Consider the following 24727-nt stretch of genomic DNA (forward strand, 5'->3'; position numbering starts at 1 on the left):
CTCTCCGAGGCGGTACACGGGGTGTGGCGCAGCTTGGTAGCGCGCTTCGTTCGGGACGAAGAGGTCGTGGGTTCGAATCCCGCCACCCCGACAAAGTATCGGTGAATCACAAAAGTCCTGGCCTTTCCACAAGGCCAGGACTTTTGCGTTCTCGACTCAGTTCGCAGCAGCGCGCAGCTTCTCCAACAGCGGACCTGCGGCCTCGGCGAGGAATCGTTCCTGGGTTTCGTCGCCTACCTGCACCAGTGCGATGTCGGTGAAACCCGCCTCCCAGTACGGTTTGACGGACTCGACGATCGCATCGAGGTCCGGTCCGCAAGGAATTGTTTCGGCCACATCTTCTTTGCGAACGAATTGCGTCGCTCCAGCGAACCCGGCCGTTGTCGGGAGGTCCGCGTTGACTGCCCAGCCGCCGGCGAACCAGCGAAAGCGGTCGTGCGCGCGGTCGATTGCCGCATCCTTGTCCGGATCCCAGGAGATCGGAATCTGACCGATGGTGCGTGAGCGTCCCGAGTGCTTCTCGGTCCATTGCTTCACCAGGCCGCCATTGGGTTCGACGGCGATCAAATGGTCACCGTACGGAGCGAATCTCTCGATGGACTTTTCTCCCGAAACTGCGATTCCGATCGGGATGCCGCCGTCGGGCATATCCCATATCTTGGCGGAGTCGACTCGAAAGTGCTTACCCTCGTAGGTGATCAACTTGCCTGTGTGAAGTTGCGCGATGATCTCCAACGCTTCGACGAACATGTCCTGACGCTTGTCGATCGATGGCCATCCCTCACCGACGACGTGCTCGTTGAGATTCTCCCCGCTGCCGAGTCCGAGCGTGAATCTGCCGTCGGCGAGTATTTGCATGGTCGCGGCTTTCTGTGCGACGACGGCAGGGTGGTAGCTCGAAGTCGAAGCCGACTTTCTCGGCGCCGACCGCATACTTTACAAGTTCTTTGGGACCGCTCTGCTCGGTCATCAATGTGTAGCCGAAGTTGGTCATCGGTTTCTCCTAGATGGTTGCGCAGTCGTGACTCCGGAAGACTGACCCAGAATTTCTATATCGCCCAGCACTTTTCATCGCTCCCCTATCGATTCGTGGTGGCATCGTGCGAGCGCGCGATGGTCAGTGCCGCGTTCACGAGCGCCAGATGGCTCAATCCCTGCGGGAAGTTACCCAGGAAGGAGCCATCCGATGCGTCGATCATTTCGCTGTACTGGCCGACGTCGTTGGACATGGCAACCAGCTCGTCCATCAGGTCCATCGCTTCGTCGTCACGGCCGACGCGGGAGAGTGCGGACACTCTCCAGAAGGCGCAGGCAACGAACGTTGCTTCTTCGGCGTCGACCCCGGTGTAGCGGTAGAGCAGTGGTCCGGCGCCGAGTTCGGCACCGAGTGCATCGATGGTCGAGGACATGCGTTCTCCGCGATCGAAGTTCATCTCCGCCGCCAGCAGTACCGACGCATCGAGCCCTTCCGCGCCTGGATAAGCCATGTAGGACTGCCGCTCGTCCGACCAGCATTTCTCTTCGATGTACGACCTGATTCGCTCTCGCTCGGCTCTCCACCTGTCGGGGATGCCGGGGATCTGGCCGTCCTCGGCGAGGTAGACAGCGCAGTCGAGTGCCTGCCAGCATCCGAGCTTCGAGCTCGTGAAATGCTGCTCGTCCTCGAGTTCCCAGATTCCCGCATCTCGCTGCTGCCAGGAATCGCACGTCTGGTCTGCGATCGTCGCGAGGAGTCGACCAGTGGAAGCATCGAGCACATTGCCTGCATCGACGTACAACCGAATAATCGAGAAGAGATCTCCGAAGATGCTCAGCTGCAGTTGATCTGCTGCCCGATTACCGTTCACGACGGGCCCGATGCCACGCCAACCCGGCACGTCGGGTTGTTCGGTTCCGCCAGGTAATTCACCACCGAGGGTGTAGAAGACATTGACCAGGGGACCGTTTGCCCGGATGACTTTCAGTAGCCACGCAACGGCGGCGTGTACTTCTTCGCGCAGCCCGAACCGAATCAAAGCTCTGAGTGTGTATGCGGTGTCACGAACCCACGCGTAGCGGTAGTCCCAGTTCTTACCTCCCGCAGGATTCTCCGGCAACGACGTGGTCGCTGCGGCAGCAATGGCACCGGAAGGGCTATGAATCAACAACTTCAGCGCGAGTGCACTCCGAGCCACGTGTGCCGCCCATGGGCCGTCGTACTGGAATTCGTCGGTCCACGCACGCCAGTTCGCGATGGTTCTGTCGACACCTTCGTCGACCTCCCGTGGGTCCGGGATGTGCAGTGGTTCGTTTTCGGTGCCGGCCAGTCCTACGAGGTGCCGCGATCCAGCACTCGTGGTGAAGACGCCGTGGATGTTCTGTTCTTCGACGGTCACGTCGTCGGCCTCGAGGGTTCGTACGGCCAGCGTCACTCCGTCGACACGCAGAACGGTCCCGTGGGAAGTGTCGTAGGCCCATGGCGATGCTTTGCCCATCATCGTTCCCGGCGCGACCCGCCACTCCATGTCGACCACACCTTCGACACCGTCGATTCGACGGGCCAGTTCCAGCCACGGCAATCGACCCGCCACTCCGGTGTTGAGTGAATCGGTTACTCGCACCGAACCGGTTGCGGTTCGGTAGGTGGAGGTCAAAACGTTTGTGCCTTCGACGAATTCACGTTCGACTGTAAACGGCTCAGCCGGTGACATTTCGAATCTTCCGCCATGCTCGGCATCGAGAAGTGCCGCAAACGTCGGCGGCGAGTCGAGATTGGGAATGGGCAACCAATCGATCCGGCCGTCCATTGCGATCAGGGCTACCGTTCGCCCGTCTCCGATGGCGGCATAGTTCTCGATTGCGGTGTATCCGTGCTCACGACTCATGGTGCGGTCAGCCTCGAGATCGCACTCGACTCGAGCCGGCCGAGCAGGTCGGCGGGATCCTCGTACACTTCTTCCGCACCGGCAGAGCGTAGTTCGGCGTCGGCAACGCCGCCGCACCGAACACCGAGACAGACCACCCCCGCTTTGCGGGAGGCCTTCATGTCCCACACGCTGTCACCGACCATGACCGCGCTGCCCGCCGATACGTGGGCCCGTGCCAGTGCGACCTCCACGATCTCCGGGCTCGGCTTCGCCACCTCGGCGTCCTCTGCGGATGTCACGACCGCGACGATGTCCTCGACGTCGAGCAGATCGCGAAGAAGAGCAAGCTCGGATTCGGGTGCCGACGTCGCCAACACGACGATCGATCCGCGGTCTTCGAGCCGCTTCAGCAGGTCCCTCGCGCCGGGAAGAACCTGCAGGCGATGACTTGCCTGTCGGAAGTACTCGCTGTGAAGGCTCTTCGCCTCACTTGCGATGTCGCTGTCCGCAGATCCGACCAGCGACTCCAACAGTTTGCCACCGTCCATTCCGATGCAGCGGTGGATGCGCCAGGCCGGCACGGCAACGCCTGCCTCGAAGAATGCTCTGGACCAGGCGTCGACGTGGATGTAGTTCGAGTCGACGAGCGTGCCGTCGATATCGAACAGCACCGCAGTTGAACCTTGGCCACGCGAGAGTTCGCTCATTCCACCCTCGTACCCGAGGCGTACAGCCACGAAACAACAAAGAGGGCCCCTCGGCATGCGAGGGGCCCTCTTTCGTATCGTTGGGGCGATTAGCCGACCTGTGCCTGCCACATCCAGTGCAGCTGCTCGAGTCGTGCGGTGATCGCGATCAGCAGATCCTGGGTGACCGGGTCGGCCGCCTCGGTGTCGGCGATGCGGCCGCGTAGGCGATCGATCACCGCGGCGAGGTTATCCACCACTGCGGCGATGACCTGCTCATCCTTGGTCCAACCGTCACCGATTCCCTTGGTTCCCGCTGTCGCCGAAACCGTGGCGGAGCGGCCGTCCGGGCTGACCCCGATAGCGGTGGCGCGCTCGGCCGACGAGTCGGTGAACTCTCGCGCTGCGGCTACGAGTTCGTCCAAAGCGAGGTGGACCGAACGGAAGTTCTTTCCGATGACGTTCCAGTGCGCCTGCTTGGCGATCAAGGACAGATCGATCAGGTCCACGACGGTGCCCTGCAGCGCGTCGCCTGCGATCTTCTGCTGTCCGGCGTCGAGTGAACTGGTAATGGGGTTGTTCATGATGTGCCTCCTAATGAGAGTCGGAGAGAAGGAGCCGTGAGCGACTAGACCTTTGCGGCCTCGTCGCCAGGAGCGGTCGGCGACTGACTCGTCGTCGGCTCGGCGTCGGACTGACCTGCACGGACACCTTCTTCGACCTTCTTGCCGAGTTCTGGGTCCACATTCGACCAGTACTGGAAGACTCGAACCAGTACTTCCTCGGTCACGCCGTTGAGCGCATGTCCGACGATGTTGCCTACCAAGCGCTCCCGCGCCGCATCATCCATCACCTCGCGGTACAGCGTCCCTGGCTGAACGAAGTCACCGTCCTCGGGATGCTCGACGTAACCGGTGCGCACGAACCGTGGCTCGAAGTCCCAGGATCCGTCGTCGCCGTACGTATTCGTGTCGGCCTTCGGTCCGCCGTACGAATTCGGTGCGTACACAGGGGTGTCGGCGGAATTGAACGAGTACCGCATCGACCCGTCCTTGGAGTACGAATTGACCGGAACCTTCGGTGCATTGACGGGCAGCTGCGCGTAGTTGGCGCCGATCCGGTAGCGGTGTGCATCGGCGTAGGAGAAGACCCGGCCGAGCAGCATCTTGTCCGGGCTGAACCCGATGCCGGGAACGATGTTCGACGGCTCGAAGGAGCTCTGCTCGATCTGGGCGTGGAAGTTCTCCGGGTTGCGATTGAGAGTCATCTTACCGACCTCGATCAGCGGGTAATCCTTCTGCGACCAGATCTTGGTGAGGTCGAACGGGTTGAACTTGTAGTCTTCTGCCTCGTTGTACGGCATGATCTGCACCTTGAGCGTCCAGCTGGGGAAGTCACCCTTCTTGATGGAGCCGAACAGATCCTGACGGTGATGATCGGGCGAGGTTCCGGCAAGTTCGTCAGCCTTGGCCTGCGTCAAGAATTCGATGCCCTGGTCGGTCTTGAAGTGGAACTTCACCCAGTTGCGTTCACCGGCCTCGTTGATCAGCTGGTAGGTGTGCGAACCGAATCCGTCCATGTGGCGGAAAGACTTCGGGATGCCGCGGTCCCCCATGAGCCACGTAACCTGATGCGCGGTCTCGGGAGAGAGCGTCCAGAAGTCCCACTGCATATTGTTGTCGCGCAATCCGGAGTCCGGCATGCGCTTCTGGCTCCGAATGAAGTCCTGAAACTTCATCGGATCCCTCATGAAGAAGACCGGGGTGTTGTTGCCCACGAGGTCCCAGTTGCCTTCCTCGGTATAGAACTTGAGCGAGAATCCGCGCGGATCGCGCCAGGTGTCCGGGCTACCCTGCTCGCCCGCCACCGTGGAGAAGCGTGCCAACATTTCGGTCTTGGCGCCGGGCTGGAGAACCTTGGCCTTCGTGAATTTGCTTATATCACCGGTGATTTCGAGTTCACCGAATGCACCTGCGCCCTTGGCGTGGACGACGCGCTCCGGGACACGCTCGCGGTTGAACTGCGCCATCTTCTCGATGAGGTAATGGTCATGTAGCAGGATCGGACCCTGCGTGCCTGCAGTGAGCGAATGCTCGTCGCTGGCGACTGGGATTCCGCCATTGGTGGTGGTTGGCTTCGTCATATGCACAGCCTCCTAAGTTGATGAGTGGTTGCCGACCGAGGGACTGGCCCGGAAGGCTTGGTTCGACGCCGCCTGCGTTGCAATGGCGTTTCGAGCGGATGCAGCCGAAGGTGCCGTGTTCGAGTCGAGTTGCGAATCGTGTGTCGATGCGCAGTCGGAACAGAGCCCCCAGAACACGATCTCGGCTTCCTCGACGACGAATCCATGAGAATCCGACGGCTCGAGGCATGGCGATCGGCCGACGACGCAATCGACGTCGACCACTGTTGTACATACGCGGCAGACCAGGTGATGGTGATTGTCGCCGGTTCTGCTTTCGTACAGCGCAGAAGAACCTGCAGGCTCGATCCGTCGGAGAAGTCCGGCACCGACGCAGGCACGAAGAACGTCGTATACCGCCTGCGTGGACACCGAGCCGATGCGGGATCGCACCACTGCTGCTACCTCATCTGCATCCGAATGCGGTTGGGCTGCAACCGCAGTCAGAACCGCCACCCGTGGCGCCGTCACTCGCAAACCCACCGAGCGCAATTGCGCGGTGGGTTCGAGTGTGGCGTCGTTCAGTGGCATGCATTCGAGTATGCCCCTTTTCTGGAATTAGTCAAGAAAAGGCAGGCTAACTACACGCGACCGCCGCTGAGCAGTGTTGATACCCCCGTGGCCATCCGGCCCGAGACGATCTGCAACCCGAAATGGATGCCCGGAGTGATCCACTTGCCCAAGCTCGGACCCGACGCATCGACTTGGACCCGCGCGAGCCGTGCCTTACCCGTCAACCGCGCAGTCGCCAGAACCGAACCCTCGTCCGAAGGCTGCGCGAACCCGAGCGCACCCTTGATGGGGAAGCTCGGGCCGATACCTTTCGCCGACGTGCGCACAGACCAACCGTCTCCCGACGACCCTTCACCTGACACCCCTGCAGCCGATACCGAGGCGTCGGCAAGTACGTCGCCGCCGAAGTCCGCGAGAACTTTGGGTAGATGCCAATGGGTACGGCCACCGTGCACCGAAGTCTCGGAGTCGACGGCGATGAACGGAACCGATATTCGTGGCATCGGACCCATTCCACGGCCCGGACGCCACAACACCGGACTGGCGAGAACCTCGCGGTACGGCCCGACCGGTGAGTTCAGGTAGTCGATGACCATCACCACCGTGATCGGAATCGTCCGACTACTCAGTAGCGCACGCCCGGCGGGCCGAGCCCGATGCCACCAGATGGTGGCTTTCACTTCGGCAGGCCACGGCGGCGGCGGACTTTCCGGCCACTCGGTTCTCGTCGATTGGGATTCTGTCACGCTCCACATGTCGAACCTCCGGGAGAGTCGACCGAAACGACGGTCAACGGCAGTCGCAGTGCGCCAGGAGCAGCGGCAGGTACTACCGGGCTTCTCGGCGACGTCGGGAGGATCTCACGGTACCCGTCTCCCAGTTCTGGACGTCGGTCCGGCTCACCCTTGTTCGGCCACAACGCCATAGCTCGTTCGGCCTGGGCGGTGATGGTGAGCGATGGGTTGACACCGAGGTTGGCGCTGACGGCCGAACCGTCCACCACATGGAGACCAACGTGTCCGTAGACACGGTGATAGGCGTCGACGACGCCCGTGTCGGCCGAGTCTCCGATAGCGCATCCGCCGAGAAAGTGGGCAGTCATCGGGATGTTGACGATCTCGGCCATCGACCCTCCCGGGTCGCCGCCGATCTTGTCCGCGAGCAGCCTGATTGCCTCGTGGCCCTGCGGGATCCACTGCGGTGGCGGGTCGCCGGCTCCGGGCCGAGAGGTGAGGCGCCTGCCGAAGACACCGGACTTGGAGCCGAGCTCGAGCGAGTTGTCGTCGGTCTGCATCACCAACGCGATCACTGTCCGCTCCGACCAATGACGGACGGACAGGCTGCGAAACGCCGCTCCCGGATGGCGTAGCGCCACGCAGAGAGTCTTCAGAATACGAGGCGTTTTACCGCCACCGTCGCTCAGCACAGTCTGCAAAAGCCCGATTGCATTGCTGCCCTTGCCATATCGAACCGGTTCGATATGTGTGTGATCATCGGGATGGAACGATGAGGTGATCGCGACGCCTTCGGTGTAGTCGACCTCGCGGCCACGTGCGGTCGCGGCGAGTACTGCTTCGGAATTGGTCCGTACCAGTGAACCGATCCTGTTCGACAGATTCGGCAGTCCCGCAGTCTCCTTCATCGCCAACATCAGCTTTTGAGTTCCGTACGTACCGGCTGCGAAGACCACTTGGTCGGCCGTCAGCACGGTGACGCTTCGGCGAAGCTTGCCACCGGTCCTACGTGTGGAAACCTCGAATCCACCGCCTGGCGCGGGCCGAACAGCCGTCACGGTTGTCAGTGGAAATACCTGTGCACCAGCTTTTTCTGCCAGGTAAAGGTAGTTCTTGACAAGAGTGTTCTTGGCCCCGACCCGGCATCCCGTCATGCACGATCCGCACTCGGTACAGCCGGTGCGCGTTGGCCCGACGCCACCGAAGAACGGATCCTCCGACTCCTGCCCTGGCGTTCCGAAGAAGACACCGACCGGCGTACTGGTGAAGGTGTCCCCGACTCCCATGTCCTCGGCCACTTCCTTCATGACCTTGTCCGAGGGCGTGATGGTCGGGTTCGTCTCCACGCCCAACATCCGTTTGGCCTGGTCGTAGTACGGCGCGAGTTCCCGATGCCAGTCGGTGATGTGCCCCCATTGCGGATCCTCGAAGAATCGGCGCGGGGGTTGGTACAGAGTGTTGGCATAGTTGAGTGAGCCACCGCCCACACCTGCGCCCGCCATCACGAGGACATCGGGAAGTAAATGGATTCTTTGCACGCCGTAGCAACCTATAGCGGGCGCCCACAAGTACTTTCGAAGCCGCCAACTGGTCTTCGGCAGTTCGTCGTCGGTGAAACGTCGACCGGATTCGAGTACTCCGACGCGGTATCCCTTCTCCACTGCGCGCAAGGCCGCCACGCTACCGCCGAACCCTGATCCGATGACGAGGACGTCGAAATCACTCATACCCGAACACCTTTCAGTGCTGCCGTACTCACATAGTCCGCAGTGTCGAAGGTCCGAGTCGAGTTTCGGAAGGTGAAGGTGTAGGTCGGCCACATCACCGGATTGCGGCCTTCCGCATCCAGATACCAACTCGAGCAGCCACCCGAATTCCACACCGTTCCTGCCAACGAGTCGTGAATCCACGAATTATATTGCCGCTGAGCTGCTTCGGTGACCTCGACGCTGGCGATCCCGCCCTCGCGCATCTGTTCGAGTGCGGAGGCGAGATAGTTCGCCTGCGACTCGAGCATGTACACGATCGAACTGTGACCGAGGTTCGTATTGGGCCCGTACATGAGGAACAGGTTGGGGAACCCATGCACCGTGGTGCCGCGGAATGCGTTGGGGCTGCCGTCCCAATGCTCGGCGAGGGTGCGCCCGTCGAGGCCTGTCAGAGCGTGCGATACCGGAGGCTCCGTCGGCGTGAACCCCGTGGCGAAGATGATCGTGTCCACCGGATAGTGATTTCCCGACGCGTCGAGCACGGAATCGGCGGTGATTTCGGTCAGGCCGCTGGTCACGAGGTCGACGTCGGGCCGATCGAGAGTGGAGAGCCAATCGTTGGAGAGAAGCATTCTCTTGCAGCCGATCGTGAAGTCCGGAGTCAGCGCAGCTCGGGTCAGAGGGTTCTTCACCTGCCTGCGCAGATGAGCCTTGGCCACCACCGACACCGCCGGTAGCACCCAGGGGTTGTGCGCCAGCGCGGTGACGTAGAGCTCGCGGTAACTGTATATCGTTCCACGTACTGCCTTTTGGACAGCCGGGAACTTCCGATACAGCATGCGTTCGGCTTTACCGAGGGTGCGGTCCAGCCTGGGAACTACCCACGCGGGCGTTCGCTGAAATACCGTCAGCCGTTCGACGCGGTCGACGATCTCGGGAACGAACTGGACAGCGGACGCGCCGGTACCGATGACCGCTACGCGGCGACCAGTCAGGTCCTGCTCGTGATCCCACGTCGCCGAGTGGAATACCGTGCCAGTGAACTTCTCCAGACCGGGTACGTCAGGAAACTTCGGGGTCGATAATGCACCGGTGGCGGCAACGAGGACGTCGGCGTGCACGATGCCCTTGCTCGTCTCTACGATCCAGATGTTCTGCGCCGCATCCCATCGTGCCGCATCGAGCGAACAGTCGGTGATGATCCTGCGACCCAGACCCGACTTGTCGACGACGCCGCGCAGGTAGCGGTAGATCTCAGGTTGACGCGCGAAGGTGTGCGACCACTCGGGGCTCGGTGCGAAGGAAAAGGAGTACAGCGAGGTCGGGACGTCGCAGGCGCATCCCGGATAGGTGTTGTCACGCCAAGTTCCGCCGATCTCGTGTGCTCGTTCGATGACGAGAACGTCGGCGTCGGGGTCGTCCTGCAGGATGCGGGAGACCGCGGCGATACCGGCGAACCCGGCTCCCACAACAAGTACGTGCACCGATTTCGGCAACGCAGATTTTTCAAGAGGAGTGGATTCCTCGGCAAGGACCGATTCGGCTTTTGTCATGACTGGATCACCTTTGCCTCCCATACCGGGAGAAGTCGGGCCCGCAACTGGGCGTCGGCGTCGGAAGTACGAAATATCGACGACACCGCCAGTCCGCGAGCGAGTTCTACGCTCAGTTCGATGGATTCGGGCGACATCGTCTTACCCATGATTGCGGTGGCCCCGCCGGCAATGGCGTCGGCGACCTTGCGTTCCAGCGGGACCATTGCCTCGTGCAATATCGGGTCGGTTCGCGCGGCCACCCACAGTTCGAGGGCGGCGTAGAACAGCGGTCCGGAGAACGCTTCGCTGAGAAGTTCGACGCCCCGGGTGCCATCGGTATTCGCCGCGAGGATTTCGGCCAGCCGCTTGTCCACCAGATGTTCGACGGCGGCGATGAACAGCGATTCTTTGGTCGGGAAGTGGTGCAATTGCGCTCCGCGGGACACGCCTGCGCGACGGGCTATCTCTTGTGTGCTGGTCTTTGCGAAACCCTTTTCGACCAGGCAGTCGATTGCCGCGTCGAGCAATTTCGTCTGTGTACCGGCAGTGCGTTGCGCCTGCGTGCGCCGCTCTTGCGGCTGAGTGCTCTGGGTCACATGCGCGACTGTAGCCTGAAATCAACAAACAGTCCAGACTGATTGTAAGTGTGGTGAGATCGCAGCCACGCACCTGCTCGCCGAGGCGGGTGCCCACACTCACCGCTACGTGGGCATTTTTACGTGAAGCACAGAGAGCGCTTCGCGGACACTTCTCGTGAGTCTCGTCGAATCGTGGACAGAATGTGAACTGGCTCATATAGTCAGCCGGTAATACCGAGCGATCGCTCGGTCGCTTGAGGAGGAAGTATGACGCCATTCGTGGAAGGTTCTGGCGATATCCGGGTGCTCGTATTGCACGGGTGGGCGCTTGATAGTGCTGTGTGGGCCGCGGCCCGATTGGAGACGAATCTCGACAAATTCACTTACGCTTTTGTCGACTTCCCTGGCTATGGCCCGAACCGTTCCGACGCTGACTCGCCTACGGACGGCATCGATGGCATGGCGGCGGCGGCTCTAGCTGCGGCCGACGACATTGGCTGGGACAAGTTCGCGATCCTTGGCCACTCGATGGGCGGCGCGACCGCCCTCCGAATAGCAACTGTGGCTTCGGATCGTGTGAGCTCAGTGGTCGCGCTAACTCCCGTCTCGCCTTTCGGCACCCCGTTCGACAAGGCAACGTATGAGGGATTCGCCTCTGCGTACTCCGATCCAGGCCCGACGTTGGGCGGACTGGCTCCGCACCTCAGTGACGCTCAGCTTCAAAACCTGGTGGCGCGATCGCAAACGGTTCTGGACCGGGAAGTGTGGGAGGCCTACTTGGCGAACTGGAGCAACGCGAGTTTTGGCAGCGAACTCCCCGGATACCACGGCCGAGTCATATTGGCCTATGGGGAAAGCGATCCATTCGTCAGCAAGGAGTACCTGCAAGAAACCGCCGACTCGCTCCCCAACGCTTCGATGGTCGCCATTGAGCACGCCGGCCACTACCCCATGGTCGAGGCGCCGGTCCAGACCGTGCGGCTCTGGGAAGACGCATTCACCGACAAGCAGGAATGAGATCCATCATGACCAAGGTTCCGTATCGGGGCATGCCCCCCACTGTGTGGGCACCCGAGGCTCCCCAACTCATCCGCGATGCACGCATGGTGATCGTGGGCTATCAATCCGACCGCGAAGCGCTACAGGAAATGCTTCCCCCGGGCCTGGTTCCGCACGAAAACAACACAGTTCAGATGAATATGTACGACATCGAAGCCGACCAGAGCAGCGGGTTTGGGGGGTTCTCCCTGACGTACCTGACGGTTGAAATCGACGGGCACGACAGTCTCGCAGCCGACGGCGCCATGGCGATTCCGGGCCGATACTTCGCGTATTACTGGAACAGCTCCCAGCGAGTCATCTCGTACGCGCGAGAATCCTCCGGCATCCCGGCAATGCTCGGCACACGAACCGCGGAACTGGAGGGAAGCAAGCTCACCTCCACCCTGAGCATCGACAACAGCGCAGCCATCACGGTGTCGGCAAGCGTCACCGACACGCCCGTCGGCAACCTTGGCGGGCATCTGAATTACTACAGTCACCGCCAGATCCCAGAACCGTCTGGCGGGTACGCAGCGCTGAGTCAACTTATCGAGCTTCCTCTCCCGTTCACCGTCGAACTCTTCGACGCGTCGGTCGACGACATCACGTTTACGATGCCCGACGGGCATCCCGCGGCGAAGCTCGCTCCGACCACCCCGTTGAACGTCACCTCACTCCTATACGGCGACGTGACATTCACATATTCAATGGGCCGAGTCATCCATGACTACCTCGAGGACCCTGATCCCGGAAACCTCTAGTAGAGCCTGTCGCTCCTGCTGACAGCAGACCACTTTTTTGCCCGCGTGCGTCGGCTCCAGCCCGATTGAATCCCCTCCTCACTCGAACCCAGAAGGACCTCGATGACTACGAAAACTATCGATATCCCCCACCTTGGCGGATCCACCATCGGCTACAAGTTCGGACGCGAATACGATGCGTCGCTGCCAACCATGGTCATGGCCAACTCGTTCACCACGTCCGTGGAGCTGTACCGCCCTCAATTCGCCAACGCAGAGCTCAATGCGGCTATGAACCTCCTGGCCATCGAGCCCTACGGTCACGGCGCAACCCGCGCCAACTACCGTCAGTTCACCTACTGGGACAGCGCAGTCGCGAACCTGCAGGTCCTCGAGGCACTCGGCATCAAAAAATCGTTCGCGCTCGGAACCTCCCAAGGAGGATGGATCGCCACGCGGATGGCGATGCTTGCTCCTGATGTCATCCAGGGAATCGTTATCTTTGGCACCTCCATGGACTTCGAGAGCCAAGCGAGCATGGACAGAGGTTGCTGGAACGGGTCAGAATTCTGCAGCCCATCCATTGATGCACTATCGACGCCTGTCAGTGACGACTGGGTGGTAGGAGACGATTTCGTAAACGCCGTCCTTGGCGCCGGCTTGGGCGAAGTAGTCTCCGAGGAAGAACGCGATTTTTGGCTGCAAACCTACCGATCCAACTACACCGGAGACGAGGGCCGGCGCCGACTCCGGACGAGCACGGTCAATCTCCGCGATCGGGATGGCCTCGAGGCACGCCTCGGCGAAGTGAAGTGCCCAGTGCTGTGGGTACAAGGCACTGCCGATCAGGTTTACTCCGTCGCCAACGCCGAGCATGGAATCTCACAGTTCACGCAATCTCCTTCAGCCGAACTCCAGATCGTCGACGGGGGACAACACTTCCTGACTGCATCACACCCCGATACCGCGAACACCGCCGTGGGTGCGTTCGTCGAACGGTGGACGTGAAGCCTGCATGCGGTCCCGCCGTCGACCTTCCAAAAGCAAAGCTGTCCTTCCAAATCTGGAGTCGTAGCGCAGGTTGGCTGGAGGTCTGGCGAGGCGGGAGATGAAGAGGTCCTGGGGCGGGTGAAGATGAGTTTTACGCCAACTTTCATCCGCCTCGGGGTCTCAGCAGCGGCCATCACCCGTCGGCCCTGTCGCGGTCCGACGAGCACCCCCCACCCACAGCTAGCGCGTTGACCAGCGGCTTGCAACTGGCAGGGGCAGGAACTCGGAAGCTGAGAGTAGTTTCCTCAGCCGCCGCGTAGTCGATAGCAACCGGGTGGGTCGTCTCGGCCTGAGCTTTCCGTGTGGCATCGACGCGACTAGGCACGTAGTCGGTAACGCAGCATCATCTCGTGATCCTCATGATCAAGCATGTGACAGTGCCACATGTAACCCTGCAGCTCGGTCGAGCTCGCCTGCCCACCGCCAGCCTCGTGACCTGCATGGCCGCCATCGAGCACAGGCGCAGGACCGGCAAAAGTTGCATCGGGATCGAATCCGAGCTCGTCGGCCGTGGGGAATCGCACCAGAATTCGCGTGACGGTCCCCGGATAGGTGTTGACGGTGTCCTTCGCGCCCGACTCCCATGCGGCCGGCGGAGACAGCGGCCCGGTCACATATCGCTCGACGTCGGGTGCCCACTTGACGCCGACGTCCGGACGCGGGCTGTCTCGCATGTACGCCGTCAGATCCACCGGCGCTCGGCCGAGCGTTCGAAAGTGCACCAGATGCAGGTGAATCGGGTGGGGTTCGAGGGTGGTGTTGACGATGTTCCACTGTTCGACGACGCCCTGCGTCGGCATCTCGATATCCGGGTCGCTGTAGCGAAGATTGTTGAGCGTCATCATCGGCGGTGCCAACGACAACCCTGCCGAAGGCTGATTGACGGTCACCGTCCGCTGAACCTGGGCCGTAGGAACCATCGGGAGCAATGGTGGCTGACCCTTGCCTCCGCGATACATCGTCATGACGTCACCGACATATCCTCGGCCCGATGCCACCCTGAACTGGCAGAACAACGGCATCGGAACCGCTCCCAACGATGCAGCCTGGGCGGGTGGCGGCTCGTCGTTGCGGAGCTCGACCAGTTCGCCGGGTGCCAGCGAGCCGAAATCGACCAACACATCGACCCGTTCGGCCGGCGCCAGTCGAATACTGTCGGTCTGCACCGGCGCATCGAGAAGCCCGCCGTCGTTCCCGATCACCCAGAACCGCATCCTGTTGCCGAAGAACAGATTCCACACACTGTAGGAGCCGGCATTGACGATGCGGAAGCGGTACAGCCCCCGTGCCACTTCCATCGTCGGCCAGATCTTCCCGTTGACGACGCCGACGTCTCCGGTCGCGCCACCTTCCCATTTTCCCTGGGGGACAGTGATATTGGATCTGATACTCATACGGCCGTCAGGATTCATGATCTTTTCCTGCAGCACCAACGGCACTTCGAACTCACCGGACGGCAAGCCCAGAGAGTTGTCGGCGAGGCCCGAATCGAATTGATCCCGAACCAGATTCACTCCAACCAGACCCGCATAGACATTGATGCGCGTCATCGACATCGCGTGATCGTGGTACCACAACCCGGCAGCTTCGTTGAGCCCCGGAAACCTATGAGTGAGAGATTCACCGGACGGACGAGCATCTCGGAGTTGCCGTCACTGTCGGGTGGAGTGATACTCCCATGCAGATGCAGCGACGTCGGAGTCATGTGCCGGTCCTGCTCGCTCATCCCGTGCAGCGAAGTATCCACATCGGCCGCAAGCGGATTGCCTTCGGTGCGATTGGTGTAGTTCAACGTCCACGGCTGACCCTGCACGGACTCGATGGTCGGGCCCAGATAATCCAGTTCGCCGTATCCGAACGTCGGACCGGCCGGGAGATCAGCATGGAAAGAATGCATCGCACTCCGCGCATCGAGCGACACCTGCGAACCCCCGACAACCGGCAGCCTCGGCAACTCGTCACGAAACGGTGCAAGCGTGGGCGAATGGAACAGCAATGGGCTACGGCCGCCGAAGATATCGTCGGCAAAAGCCCGCCGAGCTACCGAACTCGACGGCAGCGCTGCACCCCCGGCAACGGCAGCAACCAGAGCGAGACTCCGAAAGACCGACCTGCGCGAAATACCGTCCACATCCACACCCTTCGCCCGTACCGTGTCATGCCGCGGGCTACCCTCCCGCCCACCTGGGTCGTTCCGCGGGCTACCCTCCCGCCCACCGGTGTGACCGCGCCCATACTATGTTCCTTCGTCGGCACCCGTCGATACCCCACACTCGGATCGTCCGGCACGTTCCTGCCGGTGGAGGGATTTCACAGAACATGGCATCGATTACCTTCGATCGCGCGAGCAGGCTTTTCCCGGGCTCGGATGCGCCTGCAGTGGACGCACTGGACCTGGAGATAGAGGACGGCGAGTTCCTCGTCCTCGTCGGCCCATCCGGTTGCGGCAAGTCCACCTCGCTCCGCATGCTTGCTGGTCTCGAAGAAGTGAACAGCGGACGGATCCTCATCGGGGGCAAGGATGTCACCGACGCCGAGCCCAAGGATCGCGACATCGCGATGGTGTTCCAGAACTATGCGCTCTATCCGCACATGAGCGTCGCCGAGAACATGGGCTTCGCGCTCAAGCTTGCGAAGGCGAGCAAGGAAGAGATCAACGCGCGAGTGCTCGAGGCTGCGAGGCTGCTCGACCTGGAGGACTACCTCGACCGGAAGCCCAAGGCACTCTCCGGTGGTCAACGGCAGCGAGTCGCCATGGGGCGCGCCATCGTGCGTCAGCCGCAGGTATTTCTCATGGACGAACCACTGTCCAACCTCGACGCCAAGTTGCGGGTGCAGACGCGTACCCAGATCGCCCAACTGCAACGGCGGTTGGCCACCACCACGGTCTACGTGACGCACGACCAGGTCGAAGCAATGACGATGGGAGACCGCGTCGCAGTCTTGAAGGGTGGAGTGCTGCAGCAGTGCGCTTCACCGCGCGAGCTGTACCGAACCCCGGTCAACGTGTTCGTCGCGGGTTTCATGGGTTCGCCGTCGATGAATCTGTTCAGGCTGCCGATTACCTACGGCGGGGTGCAGATCGGTGATCAAGTGATTCCGGTTCAGCGCGAGGCCCTTGCGGCGTCATCCGGGGCGGAGGTCGTGTTCGGGATCAGGCCCGAACACGTGCAGATCGCAGACTCGGGAGTGAAGCTCGAGATCGACATCGTCGAGGAACTCGGCTCGGAAGCGTTCGTGTTCGGTCGCGCTGATATCAATGGCCGGACGCAGACGATCGTCGCGCGCGCCGACTGGCGTGATCCACCACAGAAGGGCCAGGTCGTGCACGTCCGGTTCGACGAGGCCCATGCGCATCTGTTCGACGCATCTGGCGACGGGCACCGCCTGGGCTGAGCCCATTGCGATCCGCTTCCCGGTTGTGCTCGATCGCACAACCGGGAGGCAGATCGGGTAGATCTAGACCAGCAGCTCCGCAATCTGAATGGTGTTGAGCGCAGCACCCTTACGAAGATTATCGCTCGACACGAACAGCGCGAGCCCGCGGCCTTCGGGAGCGCCCGGGTCCTGCCGGATACGCCCGACGAGGGAATCGTCCTTGCCTGCAGCCTGCAACGGCGTCGGCACATCCACCAACGTCACACCCGGTGCCGCTGAGAGAAGCTCACGAGCACGTTCCACCGAGAGCGGGTTCGCGAACTCTGCGTTGATCGACAGTGAGTGCCCAGTGAACACAGGGACGCGCACGCAGGTGCCACTGACCAGCAGGTCCGGGAGTCCGAGGATCTTCCGCGATTCGTTACGCAGCTTCTGATCCTCGTCGGTCTCGCCTGATCCGTCGTCCACCAGCGCTCCGGCCAGCGGAAGAACATTGAACGCGATCGGCGCTACGTAGTTGTTCGGAGCCGGGAAGTCCACCGAAGATCCGTCGTGCACCAACTTCTCGACGTCACCGATGACGGCCCGTGCCTGCGTGGCGAGTTCTTCGACGCCTGCAAGCCCACTGCCCGACACTGCCTGGTAGCTGCTGACGATGAGGCGTCGAAGGCCCGCTTCGTCGTGCAGAACCTTCAGGACGGGCATCGCGGCCATGGTGGTGCAGTTCGGGTTGGCGATGATGCCCTTCGGAGGGTTCTTCGCTTCCTCTGGGTTGACTTCGCTGACGACGAGCGGCACCTCGGGGTCCTTACGGAATGCCGAAGAGTTGTCGATGACGACTGCACCTGCTGCGGCGAACCGTGGTGCCTGCGCACGTGAGAGCGTGGCGCCGGCAGAGAACAGTGCGATGTCGATGCCTGCGAGATCGGCCGTCGACGCGTCCTCCACGACGATCTCCTCCCCACGGAACGGCAGCTTCTTGCCCGCGGATCGCGCCGAGGCGAAGAACCGCACCGTGTCGGCGGGAAAGTTGCGTTCCTCCAACAAGGTTCGAATGACAGCACCGACCTGACCGGTCGCGCCCACTACTGCGACTGTTGTCATCTTTTCTACCGTCCTGTTCCGCCGTGCACGACAGCTTCTTCGTCGCTGCCAAGCTCGAAGGCAGCGTGTAGTACGCGCACAGCCTCGTCGAGTTGGGTGTCACTGACCAATACCGAGATACGGATCTCCGAGGTGCTGATCAAATCGATATTGATGCCGGCGTCGGCGAGCGCTTCACAGAACGTCGCAGTAACACCGGGGTGGGTCTTCATGCCTGCGCCGACGAGCGAGACCTTGCCGATGAGATCGTCGTAGAGCACCTGAGCGAAGCCGATCTCACCCTGCAGCTTGGTCAACATCTCCACTGCCCGCGGGCCGTCGGACTTCGGGCAGGTGAAGGTGATGTCGGTCTTGCCGGTGTCGATCTTGGATACGTTCTGCAACACCATGTCGATGTTGATCTCGGCATCGGCGACGGCGCGAAAGACCTTGGCTGCGTAGCCAGGTGCATCGGACAGACCGACGACGGTGACCTTCGCTTCACTGCGATCGTGTGCGACGCCGGTGAGAATGGCTTCTTCCACTGGAATGTCCTCCATAGATCCGGAGACGATTGTTCCGGGTTTCGTGGTGTACGACGACCGAACATGTACGGGAACGTTGTATCGACGGGCATATTCGACGCATCGCAGCATGAGCACCTTGGCACCGCATGCCGCCATTTCGAGCATCTCTTCGAACGAGACTGCGCTCAGGTGGCGGGCGTTGGGAACGATGCGCGGATCGGCGGTGAAGATGCCGTCGACGTCGGTGTAGATCTCGCACACGTCGGCATTCAACGCCGCGGCGAGTGCGACGGCAGTGGTATCGGAACCACCGCGGCCGAGTGTCGTGACGTCCTTGCTGTCCTGACTGACGCCTTGGAACCCGGCGACGAGCACGATCGCACCTTCGTCGAGTGCGTCGCGGACACGCCCCGGTGTCACGTCGATGATCTTGGCATTGCCGTGCACGCTGGTAGTCACGACGCCCGCCTGCGATCCGGTGAAGGAACGAGCCTCGGCGCCGAGGGAGTGGATAGCCATCGCGACCAGTGCGTTGGAAATTCGCTCACCCGAGGTGAGCAGCATGTCCATTTCACGGGCGGGTGGCGCTGGGCACACCTGCTTGGCGAGATCGAGCAGTTCGTCGGTGGTGTCGCCCATGGCGGAGACCACGACGACGACGTCGTTGCCGGCCTTCTTGGTCTCGACGATTCGTTCAGCAACGCGTCGGATGCGCTCGGCGGTTCCCACCGACGATCCGCCGTACTTCTGGACGATGAGAGCCACGCGTGTGTACCTCCGGTGCAATTTCATGTGTGTTTGTGGTGCATCTGGCCCCGCCACCTTACCGAGGTATGTCGTCGCCAGCAGCCTTGGGTGTTCCGGGGAGGGCTCGTCGGAGCCCTCTACCTGCGGCGACATGGTGCGGGTGGGCTGGTCACCGGACAAGTCGTGTCATTCACGACAAATGGGACGCCCATGCATTTCAACCGAAGAAACCGCACAGCGACATATTCCGCTTTCCCCATTCGGCGTATCCAGTATCCATGCCAAAAAAAGGCACGCCGCACCCGCAAAGAAACTAGAACATACCGGTTAGTACCGAATATCGCTTTCGTCGCACAAGATCACTTCGAGTGGAATATTATCGACGCGTCCAGCAACCTCCGTGTGGCCTTTTCGTCGGGAGACGGTCGTATATGAATACGCTGCATTGCGCCGCACCGAGAGTGCGGAGCCGAAAACCACAGAGATCCAGCGCCACGATTCGGAGACGTCGCCTTCTGGCCATGCTCGAACCGACGGGTGACCGCAGCCCCATCGCTGTGATCACGGCCCCCGCAGGTTCAGGCAAAACGACCCTGCTCGTCGATTGGGTCCATACGATCGACGCCGAAGGCGGCACGCTTCTCGCCTGGATCACCATCGACGAATCCGACAACGACGTGGCCGTACTCAGAGCGTGCGCCGTCTCGGCGCTCGCCCAGTGCGGATCGCCCCACCTCGCGTCTGCTGTCGGATCCCTTCCGTCCGTCAACGATCCGTCCTACTCGGAGTTCAGCGCACTGCTGGTCGAGGCCATCGAAAGCGTCGACGCACAGATCTGCCTGATATTCGACGACGCCCACCTCTTGCACAACCGTGAAGTCCTGGCACTTCTGGGTACATTTCTGCATTGGCCGCCGTGCAATCTCCGAATCATCCTCGCTGGACGATTCGAACCTCCACTCGCACTGCAGAAACCTCGACTCGACGGGCTCGTTCGCGACATTTCCACAGCAGACTTGGCATTCACCACCGATGAAGCGTCGGAGATGTTTCATCGATCCGGAATCGCCCTTGCCCGAAACGATCTGACGAAGGTCATGAAGCGAACCGAGGGCTGGGCAGCGGGTCTGAGGCTGGCTGCGATGACGCTGAGCGGTGGCGCGAATTCTCCCGAACTCATCGACGGTTTCACCGGAACACAGCACACGGTCGTCGACTACCTCGTGAACGAGATCTTGGCCGGATTACCCGATGATGCTCGTACGTTCCTGATCGAAACCTCCGTACCCGAATGGTTCACAACCGATCTCGCCGAGAAATTGACCGGCGTCGGGGGTGCGCAGGCCACTATCGATCACCTGCTGGCGCAGAACTTTCTCATCGATCAGATACCCGGATCCGAACCCACCTACCGATATCACCCACTGATGCGTGCTTATCTTCGTGCCGAAATTTGTCGTCTCGGCGCCGGGCAGATCAGAAGCCTCGAGCGCGTCGCATCCTCGTGGTTCAACGACTATCGACAGCCACTGCAGGCTTTGCAGCACAGCGTGCACGCTGGTGATTCGAGATCGATTCTCGACATCCTCGGCACATCCGGTCTCGGACTCGTACTTCGCGGCAATGCTTCGGAAATTCTGATCGCCATCGACGACAGCCCGTCTCCGGTACGTAGGCACGAGATCGTTCAGTTGATCAGCGCAGCAGCACTATTGGCTGCCGGGAGTGTCGCACCGGCAACCTCGACGCTGACGGCGCTACGGCGCAGGCCAGTCGACGAGCTTGCGCGCTTCGATCTCGAAATCCTGCGTCGAACTCTAGAGGTTCACGCGGCAGTGCAGGTCGGCAAGGACATCGAGGACACCTTGGGGCGCTTGCAAGAGGTGGAGTTCGGCGAATCCGGTTCGCCCGAACTCGATTCCTACGCGCTGCTGATCGCCGGACTCGCCGAGTTGCATCTCGGTCGAACCACCGAGGCGCAGCGCTACCTCGAGGACGCTGTTGCGAACGGTCGGGCTGGAAATCTCCCAGCGGTTGTCACGACCTGCCTGGTGACCTCGGCCGGGATCTGCTTTCTCACCGGTAGATTGACCGAGGCCATTGCCCGTGGCCAGCGCGCCGTCACCTACGCACGCCTGCACGCACTGACCGATACTCCGCTCTTCTCGGTCGCCGAATCGCTCGAACTTCTCGTTGCCCATATCCGGATGGCCCCGACGCCCGTGGCAGCGGAGGATGTGTGGTCGAGCATCGGTCGATCCGCTGATTCCGCCGTCGCGCAGTACGGCAAGCGCGCGGCTCTCGTGATGAACGGGGCTGTCGAGGTGGTGAGCGCCGCAGGCCGTGAGTGGATCGAGTCGGTTCACCCGGTCATTCCTGCCTACGAGGCACTGCTGGCGCCGATGGTCCAGCGTCGATATCTAACGGCGGGCGAGACCCTCTGGGCCACCGAGCTGGTAGCCGTCACGAGGCGACGGCTCGGCAAGGTCGGCGAGGTTGCCCTGTTGTCCGCCGAGATCCACCGCGTGCACGGACGCTTCGAGGCCGCAGACACCGAACTGTCGGCAATTCTCGGCGGTCAGCTTCGATGCGCCAGCTTCACGACCACCATCCGCGCCACGATCGCTGCCGTAAACGTCGCACTGGCACGACGCAATCCAGCACGCGCATTCGAGCTCGTGTGCCGCGCTCTTGCCGAGGCCGAACCCGAGGCGATACTGCTGCCGTTCGCCGAGGGTGGCGCCACCGTGCGGGATATTCTCACCCACAATCGCGGACGGTTCGGTCTTCTCGAACCATTCGCAGATCGTGCCCGCGAAGTTGTACCGAGGAATCCTGCTGAGGCCGAGTCGAAGATGTCGGGGGCACTGACCCGCCGCGAACTGGAATTGCTCCGCGAGCTGCCGTCCTGGCGTACTGCCGAGCAAATCGCGTCCGATCACTTCGTGTCCGTCAACACAGTCAAGACGCATTTGCGCGGCATCTACCGCAAGCTCGAGGTCAGATCGCGCCGCGACGCGATTGCCGCCGCGCACGAGCTCGGTCTGCTGTGATGCGTCGATCGAAGACAATGCGCGGGTTCACCATCTGCGGGTGATGCCGCGGTGGCCGGGGGCGCGGAACCTGGTAATAACGCAAGCAGGGACCGCGAAGGAGCAGCACCATGGCTCAGCCCGCCGATACCAACACCCGCAGAGTTCGGTACGAATTCCTCGTCGAGGGTGAGCTGTCCGAACGTGCGCAGGCTGCCTTCCCCGATCTCGCCACCACCGAGGTCCCGATGCCGTTCACCCGGCTGTTCGGCCCGGTGGACGACGAGACCGCCTTGCGCGGGATGCTTGCGCGTTTCGACGCGTTGGGACTGACCGTCGTCGAGTTGCGAAGACTTCCCGATTGAAACTTCCCCACTGACCCCGGCACGGGGATTGCGCTCGCGGTAGTACACTCTATTCATGCAGCGTGCGCTCCTCCTCGATCGCCGCGACGGGGTCTGAATCAGACTGGCTTCCCGTCGCGGGGTTCTTCGCGCCGGTCGATAACCATTTCAGCCAGTAACTTCGGAGATTGAGCCAATGTCACCAGCCGACGCATTCACATCGAGAACGATTACTCCTCCTTCACGGCCCGCTCCCAGCGACCAGCCGGCGTGGAACACCCAGAAGAATTCCTCGATGCCGACGTACCGGTATCTGCCGTTCGCCGAGGAGGTCGAGCCGATCACCCTCCCCGACCGCACCTGGCCGGACAAGGTAACGGACCGGACCCCGCAGTGGTGCGCGGTCGACCTGCGGGACGGCAACCAAGCGCTCATCGACCCGATGAGCCCGGCACGTAAGCGACGCATGTTCGATCTGCTGGTCCGTATGGGCTACAAGCAGATCGAGGTCGGATTCCCCTCGGCCAGCCAGACCGATTTCGACTTCGTTCGCGAAATAATCGAAGACGGCGCCATTCCCGACGACGTGACGATTCAAGTTCTGACGCAGTGCCGACCGGAGCTCATCGAGCGCACATTTCTCGCGTGCGAAGGTGCACAGAACGTCATCGTGCATTTCTACAATTCGACGTCGATTCTGCAACGTCGTGTGGTGTTTCGTGCGGAGCGCGACACGATCAAGAAGATCGCCACCGACGGTGCACGTAAATGCCTCGAGGAATCCAAGAAGTACCCGGACACCGACTGGCGATTCGAGTACTCCCCGGAGTCCTACACCGGTACCGAGCTCGCCTACGCCAAAGAGGTCTGTGACGCCGTAGTCGACGTCATCGATCCTTCACCAGCCAAGCCCATCATTCTGAATCTGCCTGCCACGGTGGAGATGGCCACGCCGAACGTGTACGCGGACTCGATCGAGTGGATGAGCCGAAATCTCGATCGCCGTGACAGCGTGATTCTGTCACTACACCCGCACAACGATCGCGGGACCGGCGTGGCTGCTGCCGAGCTCGGCTACCAGGCAGGCGCGGACCGTATCGAAGGATGTCTCTTCGGCAACGGTGAGCGCACCGGCAACGTATGCCTGGTGACGCTGGGTCTGAACCTGTTCACCCGCGGCGTCGATCCGCAGATCGACTTCTCGAACATCGACGAGGTGCGTCGAACAGTCGAGTATTGCAACCAACTCCCCGTCCACGAGCGTCACCCGTACGGTGGAGACCTGGTGTACACGGCATTTTCAGGAAGCCACCAGGACGCCATCAACAAGGGCCTGGACGCGATGAAAGTGTCCGCCGACGAACAGAACTCGGATGTCGGCGAGATCACCTGGCAAGTCCCCTACCTGCCGATCGATCCGAAAGACGTAGGCCGCACCTACGAAGCCGTCATTCGCGTGAACTCGCAGTCCGGCAAGGGCGGCGTCGCCTACATCATGAAGTCCGATCACGGTCTCGCTCTGCCGCGGCGGCTGCAGATCGAGTTCTCGCAGGCTGTTCAACGCATTACCGACGGCGAGGGCGGCGAGGTCTCCCCGAAGGAAATGTGGGATGTCTTCGCCGAGGAATACCTGAGTCCGGTGCGTCCGCTCGAGCGCATCAAGCAGCGCGTCATCGCGGCCGAGACGGACGGCGGGACCGACAACATCGTCGCGACGATTCTGCTCGACGGCGTCGAGCAGGACATCACCGGCTCCGGCAACGGTCCCCTTGCCGCATTCGTCGACGCGCTGTCGACGATCGGTTACGACATCAGCGTCCTGGACTACTCCGAGCACGCAATGTCGGCTGGTGACGACGCCCAGGCTGCCGCCTACGTCGAGGCCTCGGTCACCGGTCCCTCCGGTACTGCTGTGACCGTGTGGGGTGCTGGTATCGCGACGTCGATTACAACTGCATCGTTGCGAGCGCTCGTTTCCGCGGTCAATCGCGCTCTGAAGTAA

The 24727-nt window shown here is 61.6% G+C and carries 18 protein-coding genes, 1 tRNA gene and 2 pseudogenes; 8 read left to right on the plus strand and 13 right to left on the minus strand.

Features of this window, described 5'->3' with window-relative positions; all coding sequences use genetic code 11:
- Positions 1-17: 17 nt before the first annotated feature.
- Positions 18-91, plus strand: a tRNA-Pro gene (locus tag QMK32_RS03710).
- Between the two features lie 65 nt (positions 92-156).
- Here the strand turns inward: QMK32_RS03710 and QMK32_RS03715 are convergent.
- The 10 genes and pseudogenes from QMK32_RS03715 to QMK32_RS03760 form a co-directional block, all read right to left on the minus strand.
- Positions 157-994, minus strand: a pseudogene (locus tag QMK32_RS03715) (TIGR03557 family F420-dependent LLM class oxidoreductase).
- 85 nt (positions 995-1079) lie between these two features.
- Positions 1080-2864: a glycoside hydrolase family 15 protein gene (locus tag QMK32_RS03720; RefSeq protein ID WP_283473045.1), complete on the minus strand. Its 1785-nt coding sequence runs from the start codon at positions 2862-2864 to the stop codon at positions 1080-1082.
- A complete protein-coding gene (locus QMK32_RS03725; protein ID WP_283473047.1) occupies positions 2861-3553 on the minus strand; it encodes an HAD family hydrolase in 693 nt (230 codons plus the stop codon). The genes QMK32_RS03720 and QMK32_RS03725 overlap by 4 nt, the downstream gene beginning before the upstream one ends.
- A gap of 89 nt (positions 3554-3642) precedes the next feature.
- A complete protein-coding gene (locus QMK32_RS03730; RefSeq protein ID WP_186627218.1) occupies positions 3643-4116 on the minus strand; it encodes a Dps family protein in 474 nt (157 codons plus the stop codon).
- A gap of 44 nt (positions 4117-4160) precedes the next feature.
- Positions 4161-5675, minus strand: coding sequence for a catalase (locus QMK32_RS03735; protein WP_283473050.1), 1515 nt, complete (start codon positions 5673-5675; stop codon positions 4161-4163).
- Positions 5676-5687: 12 nt separating this feature from the next.
- Positions 5688-6245, minus strand: coding sequence for a Fur family transcriptional regulator (locus QMK32_RS03740; RefSeq protein WP_349307545.1), 558 nt, complete (start codon positions 6243-6245; stop codon positions 5688-5690).
- 50 nt (positions 6246-6295) lie between these two features.
- Positions 6296-6982: an acetoacetate decarboxylase family protein gene (locus QMK32_RS03745; RefSeq protein WP_283473051.1), complete on the minus strand. Its 687-nt coding sequence runs from the start codon at positions 6980-6982 to the stop codon at positions 6296-6298.
- A complete protein-coding gene (locus QMK32_RS03750) occupies positions 6970-8688 on the minus strand; it encodes a GMC oxidoreductase (RefSeq protein WP_283473053.1) in 1719 nt (572 codons plus the stop codon). Before QMK32_RS03750 ends, QMK32_RS03745 begins: the two co-directional genes overlap by 13 nt.
- Positions 8685-10223: a flavin-containing monooxygenase gene (locus QMK32_RS03755; RefSeq protein WP_283473054.1), complete on the minus strand. Its 1539-nt coding sequence runs from the start codon at positions 10221-10223 to the stop codon at positions 8685-8687. Before QMK32_RS03755 ends, QMK32_RS03750 begins: the two co-directional genes overlap by 4 nt.
- The gene (locus tag QMK32_RS03760) at positions 10220-10801 is read right to left on the minus strand and encodes a TetR/AcrR family transcriptional regulator (protein ID WP_269302311.1); all 582 of its coding nucleotides are present in this window, start codon (positions 10799-10801) and stop codon (positions 10220-10222) included. The genes QMK32_RS03755 and QMK32_RS03760 overlap by 4 nt, the downstream gene beginning before the upstream one ends.
- 249 nt (positions 10802-11050) lie before the next feature.
- Between QMK32_RS03760 and QMK32_RS03765 the strand changes: the two genes are divergently transcribed.
- The 3 genes from QMK32_RS03765 to QMK32_RS03775 all read left to right on the plus strand — a co-directional run bounded on the left by QMK32_RS03765 (position 11051) and on the right by QMK32_RS03775 (position 13572).
- Positions 11051-11800: an alpha/beta fold hydrolase gene (locus tag QMK32_RS03765; protein WP_283473056.1), complete on the plus strand. Its 750-nt coding sequence runs from the start codon at positions 11051-11053 to the stop codon at positions 11798-11800.
- Positions 11801-11808: 8 nt separating this feature from the next.
- Positions 11809-12585, plus strand: coding sequence for an acetoacetate decarboxylase family protein (locus QMK32_RS03770; RefSeq protein ID WP_283473057.1), 777 nt, complete (start codon positions 11809-11811; stop codon positions 12583-12585).
- A 102-nt stretch (positions 12586-12687) separates the two neighbouring features.
- Positions 12688-13572 (plus strand): alpha/beta fold hydrolase, encoded by an 885-nt coding sequence (locus QMK32_RS03775; RefSeq protein WP_283473058.1) that lies wholly within the window; start codon positions 12688-12690, stop codon positions 13570-13572.
- 359 nt (positions 13573-13931) lie between these two features.
- Here QMK32_RS03775 and QMK32_RS03780 read toward each other — a convergent pair.
- A pseudogene (locus tag QMK32_RS03780) lies at positions 13932-15745 on the minus strand (multicopper oxidase family protein).
- 188 nt (positions 15746-15933) lie between these two features.
- Here QMK32_RS03780 and QMK32_RS03785 point away from each other — a divergent pair.
- Entirely contained in the window at positions 15934-17010 is a 1077-nt protein-coding gene (locus QMK32_RS03785; protein ID WP_283473059.1) for an ABC transporter ATP-binding protein, read from the plus strand.
- Between the two features lie 63 nt (positions 17011-17073).
- Here the strand turns inward: QMK32_RS03785 and QMK32_RS03790 are convergent, their stop codons facing one another.
- Both QMK32_RS03790 and QMK32_RS03795 read right to left on the minus strand, forming a co-directional pair.
- A complete protein-coding gene (locus tag QMK32_RS03790; RefSeq protein ID WP_269302295.1) occupies positions 17074-18096 on the minus strand; it encodes an aspartate-semialdehyde dehydrogenase in 1023 nt (340 codons plus the stop codon).
- 5 nt (positions 18097-18101) lie between these two features.
- Positions 18102-19367: an aspartate kinase gene (locus QMK32_RS03795; RefSeq protein WP_283473060.1), complete on the minus strand. Its 1266-nt coding sequence runs from the start codon at positions 19365-19367 to the stop codon at positions 18102-18104.
- A 503-nt stretch (positions 19368-19870) separates the two neighbouring features.
- On the opposite strand from QMK32_RS03795, the gene QMK32_RS03800 reads away from it, so the two are divergent.
- The 3 genes from QMK32_RS03800 (at position 19871) to leuA (ending at position 24727) form a co-directional block, all read left to right on the plus strand.
- A complete protein-coding gene (locus tag QMK32_RS03800; RefSeq protein WP_283473061.1) occupies positions 19871-22402 on the plus strand; it encodes a winged helix-turn-helix domain-containing protein in 2532 nt (843 codons plus the stop codon).
- Between the two features lie 110 nt (positions 22403-22512).
- Positions 22513-22746: a DUF8691 family protein gene (locus QMK32_RS03805; RefSeq protein WP_269302292.1), complete on the plus strand. Its 234-nt coding sequence runs from the start codon at positions 22513-22515 to the stop codon at positions 22744-22746.
- Positions 22747-22921: 175 nt separating this feature from the next.
- Positions 22922-24727 (plus strand): 2-isopropylmalate synthase, encoded by a 1806-nt coding sequence (gene leuA / locus QMK32_RS03810; protein WP_283473062.1) that lies wholly within the window; start codon positions 22922-22924, stop codon positions 24725-24727.

Source organism: Rhodococcus sp. H29-C3 (genome assembly GCF_030063405.1).
Taxonomy (GTDB): domain Bacteria; phylum Actinomycetota; class Actinomycetes; order Mycobacteriales; family Mycobacteriaceae; genus Rhodococcoides.

What these genes read in the sequence shown, in the direction of transcription:
- QMK32_RS03745 (WP_283473051.1), bottom strand. Translation starts at nt 6,982, where the DNA reads ATGTGGAGCGTGACAGAATCCCAATCGACGAGAACCGAGTGGCCGGAA.
- QMK32_RS03785 (WP_283473059.1), top strand. Translation starts at nt 15,934, where the DNA reads ATGGCATCGATTACCTTCGATCGCGCGAGCAGGCTTTTCCCGGGCTCG.
- QMK32_RS03805 (WP_269302292.1), top strand. Translation starts at nt 22,513, where the DNA reads ATGGCTCAGCCCGCCGATACCAACACCCGCAGAGTTCGGTACGAATTC.
- QMK32_RS03720 (WP_283473045.1), bottom strand. Translation starts at nt 2,864, where the DNA reads ATGAGTCGTGAGCACGGATACACCGCAATCGAGAACTATGCCGCCATC.
- QMK32_RS03740 (WP_349307545.1), bottom strand. Translation starts at nt 6,245, where the DNA reads ATGCCACTGAACGACGCCACACTCGAACCCACCGCGCAATTGCGCTCG.
- QMK32_RS03750 (WP_283473053.1), bottom strand. Translation starts at nt 8,688, where the DNA reads ATGAGTGATTTCGACGTCCTCGTCATCGGATCAGGGTTCGGCGGTAGC.
- QMK32_RS03735 (WP_283473050.1), bottom strand. Translation starts at nt 5,675, where the DNA reads ATGACGAAGCCAACCACCACCAATGGCGGAATCCCAGTCGCCAGCGAC.
- QMK32_RS03790 (WP_269302295.1), bottom strand. Translation starts at nt 18,096, where the DNA reads ATGACAACAGTCGCAGTAGTGGGCGCGACCGGTCAGGTCGGTGCTGTC.
- leuA (WP_283473062.1), top strand. Translation starts at nt 22,922, where the DNA reads ATGTCACCAGCCGACGCATTCACATCGAGAACGATTACTCCTCCTTCA.
- QMK32_RS03765 (WP_283473056.1), top strand. Translation starts at nt 11,051, where the DNA reads ATGACGCCATTCGTGGAAGGTTCTGGCGATATCCGGGTGCTCGTATTG.
- QMK32_RS03770 (WP_283473057.1), top strand. Translation starts at nt 11,809, where the DNA reads ATGACCAAGGTTCCGTATCGGGGCATGCCCCCCACTGTGTGGGCACCC.
- QMK32_RS03725 (WP_283473047.1), bottom strand. Translation starts at nt 3,553, where the DNA reads ATGAGCGAACTCTCGCGTGGCCAAGGTTCAACTGCGGTGCTGTTCGAT.
- QMK32_RS03755 (WP_283473054.1), bottom strand. Translation starts at nt 10,223, where the DNA reads ATGACAAAAGCCGAATCGGTCCTTGCCGAGGAATCCACTCCTCTTGAA.
- QMK32_RS03775 (WP_283473058.1), top strand. Translation starts at nt 12,688, where the DNA reads ATGACTACGAAAACTATCGATATCCCCCACCTTGGCGGATCCACCATC.
- QMK32_RS03800 (WP_283473061.1), top strand. Translation starts at nt 19,871, where the DNA reads ATGCTCGAACCGACGGGTGACCGCAGCCCCATCGCTGTGATCACGGCC.
- QMK32_RS03730 (WP_186627218.1), bottom strand. Translation starts at nt 4,116, where the DNA reads ATGAACAACCCCATTACCAGTTCACTCGACGCCGGACAGCAGAAGATC.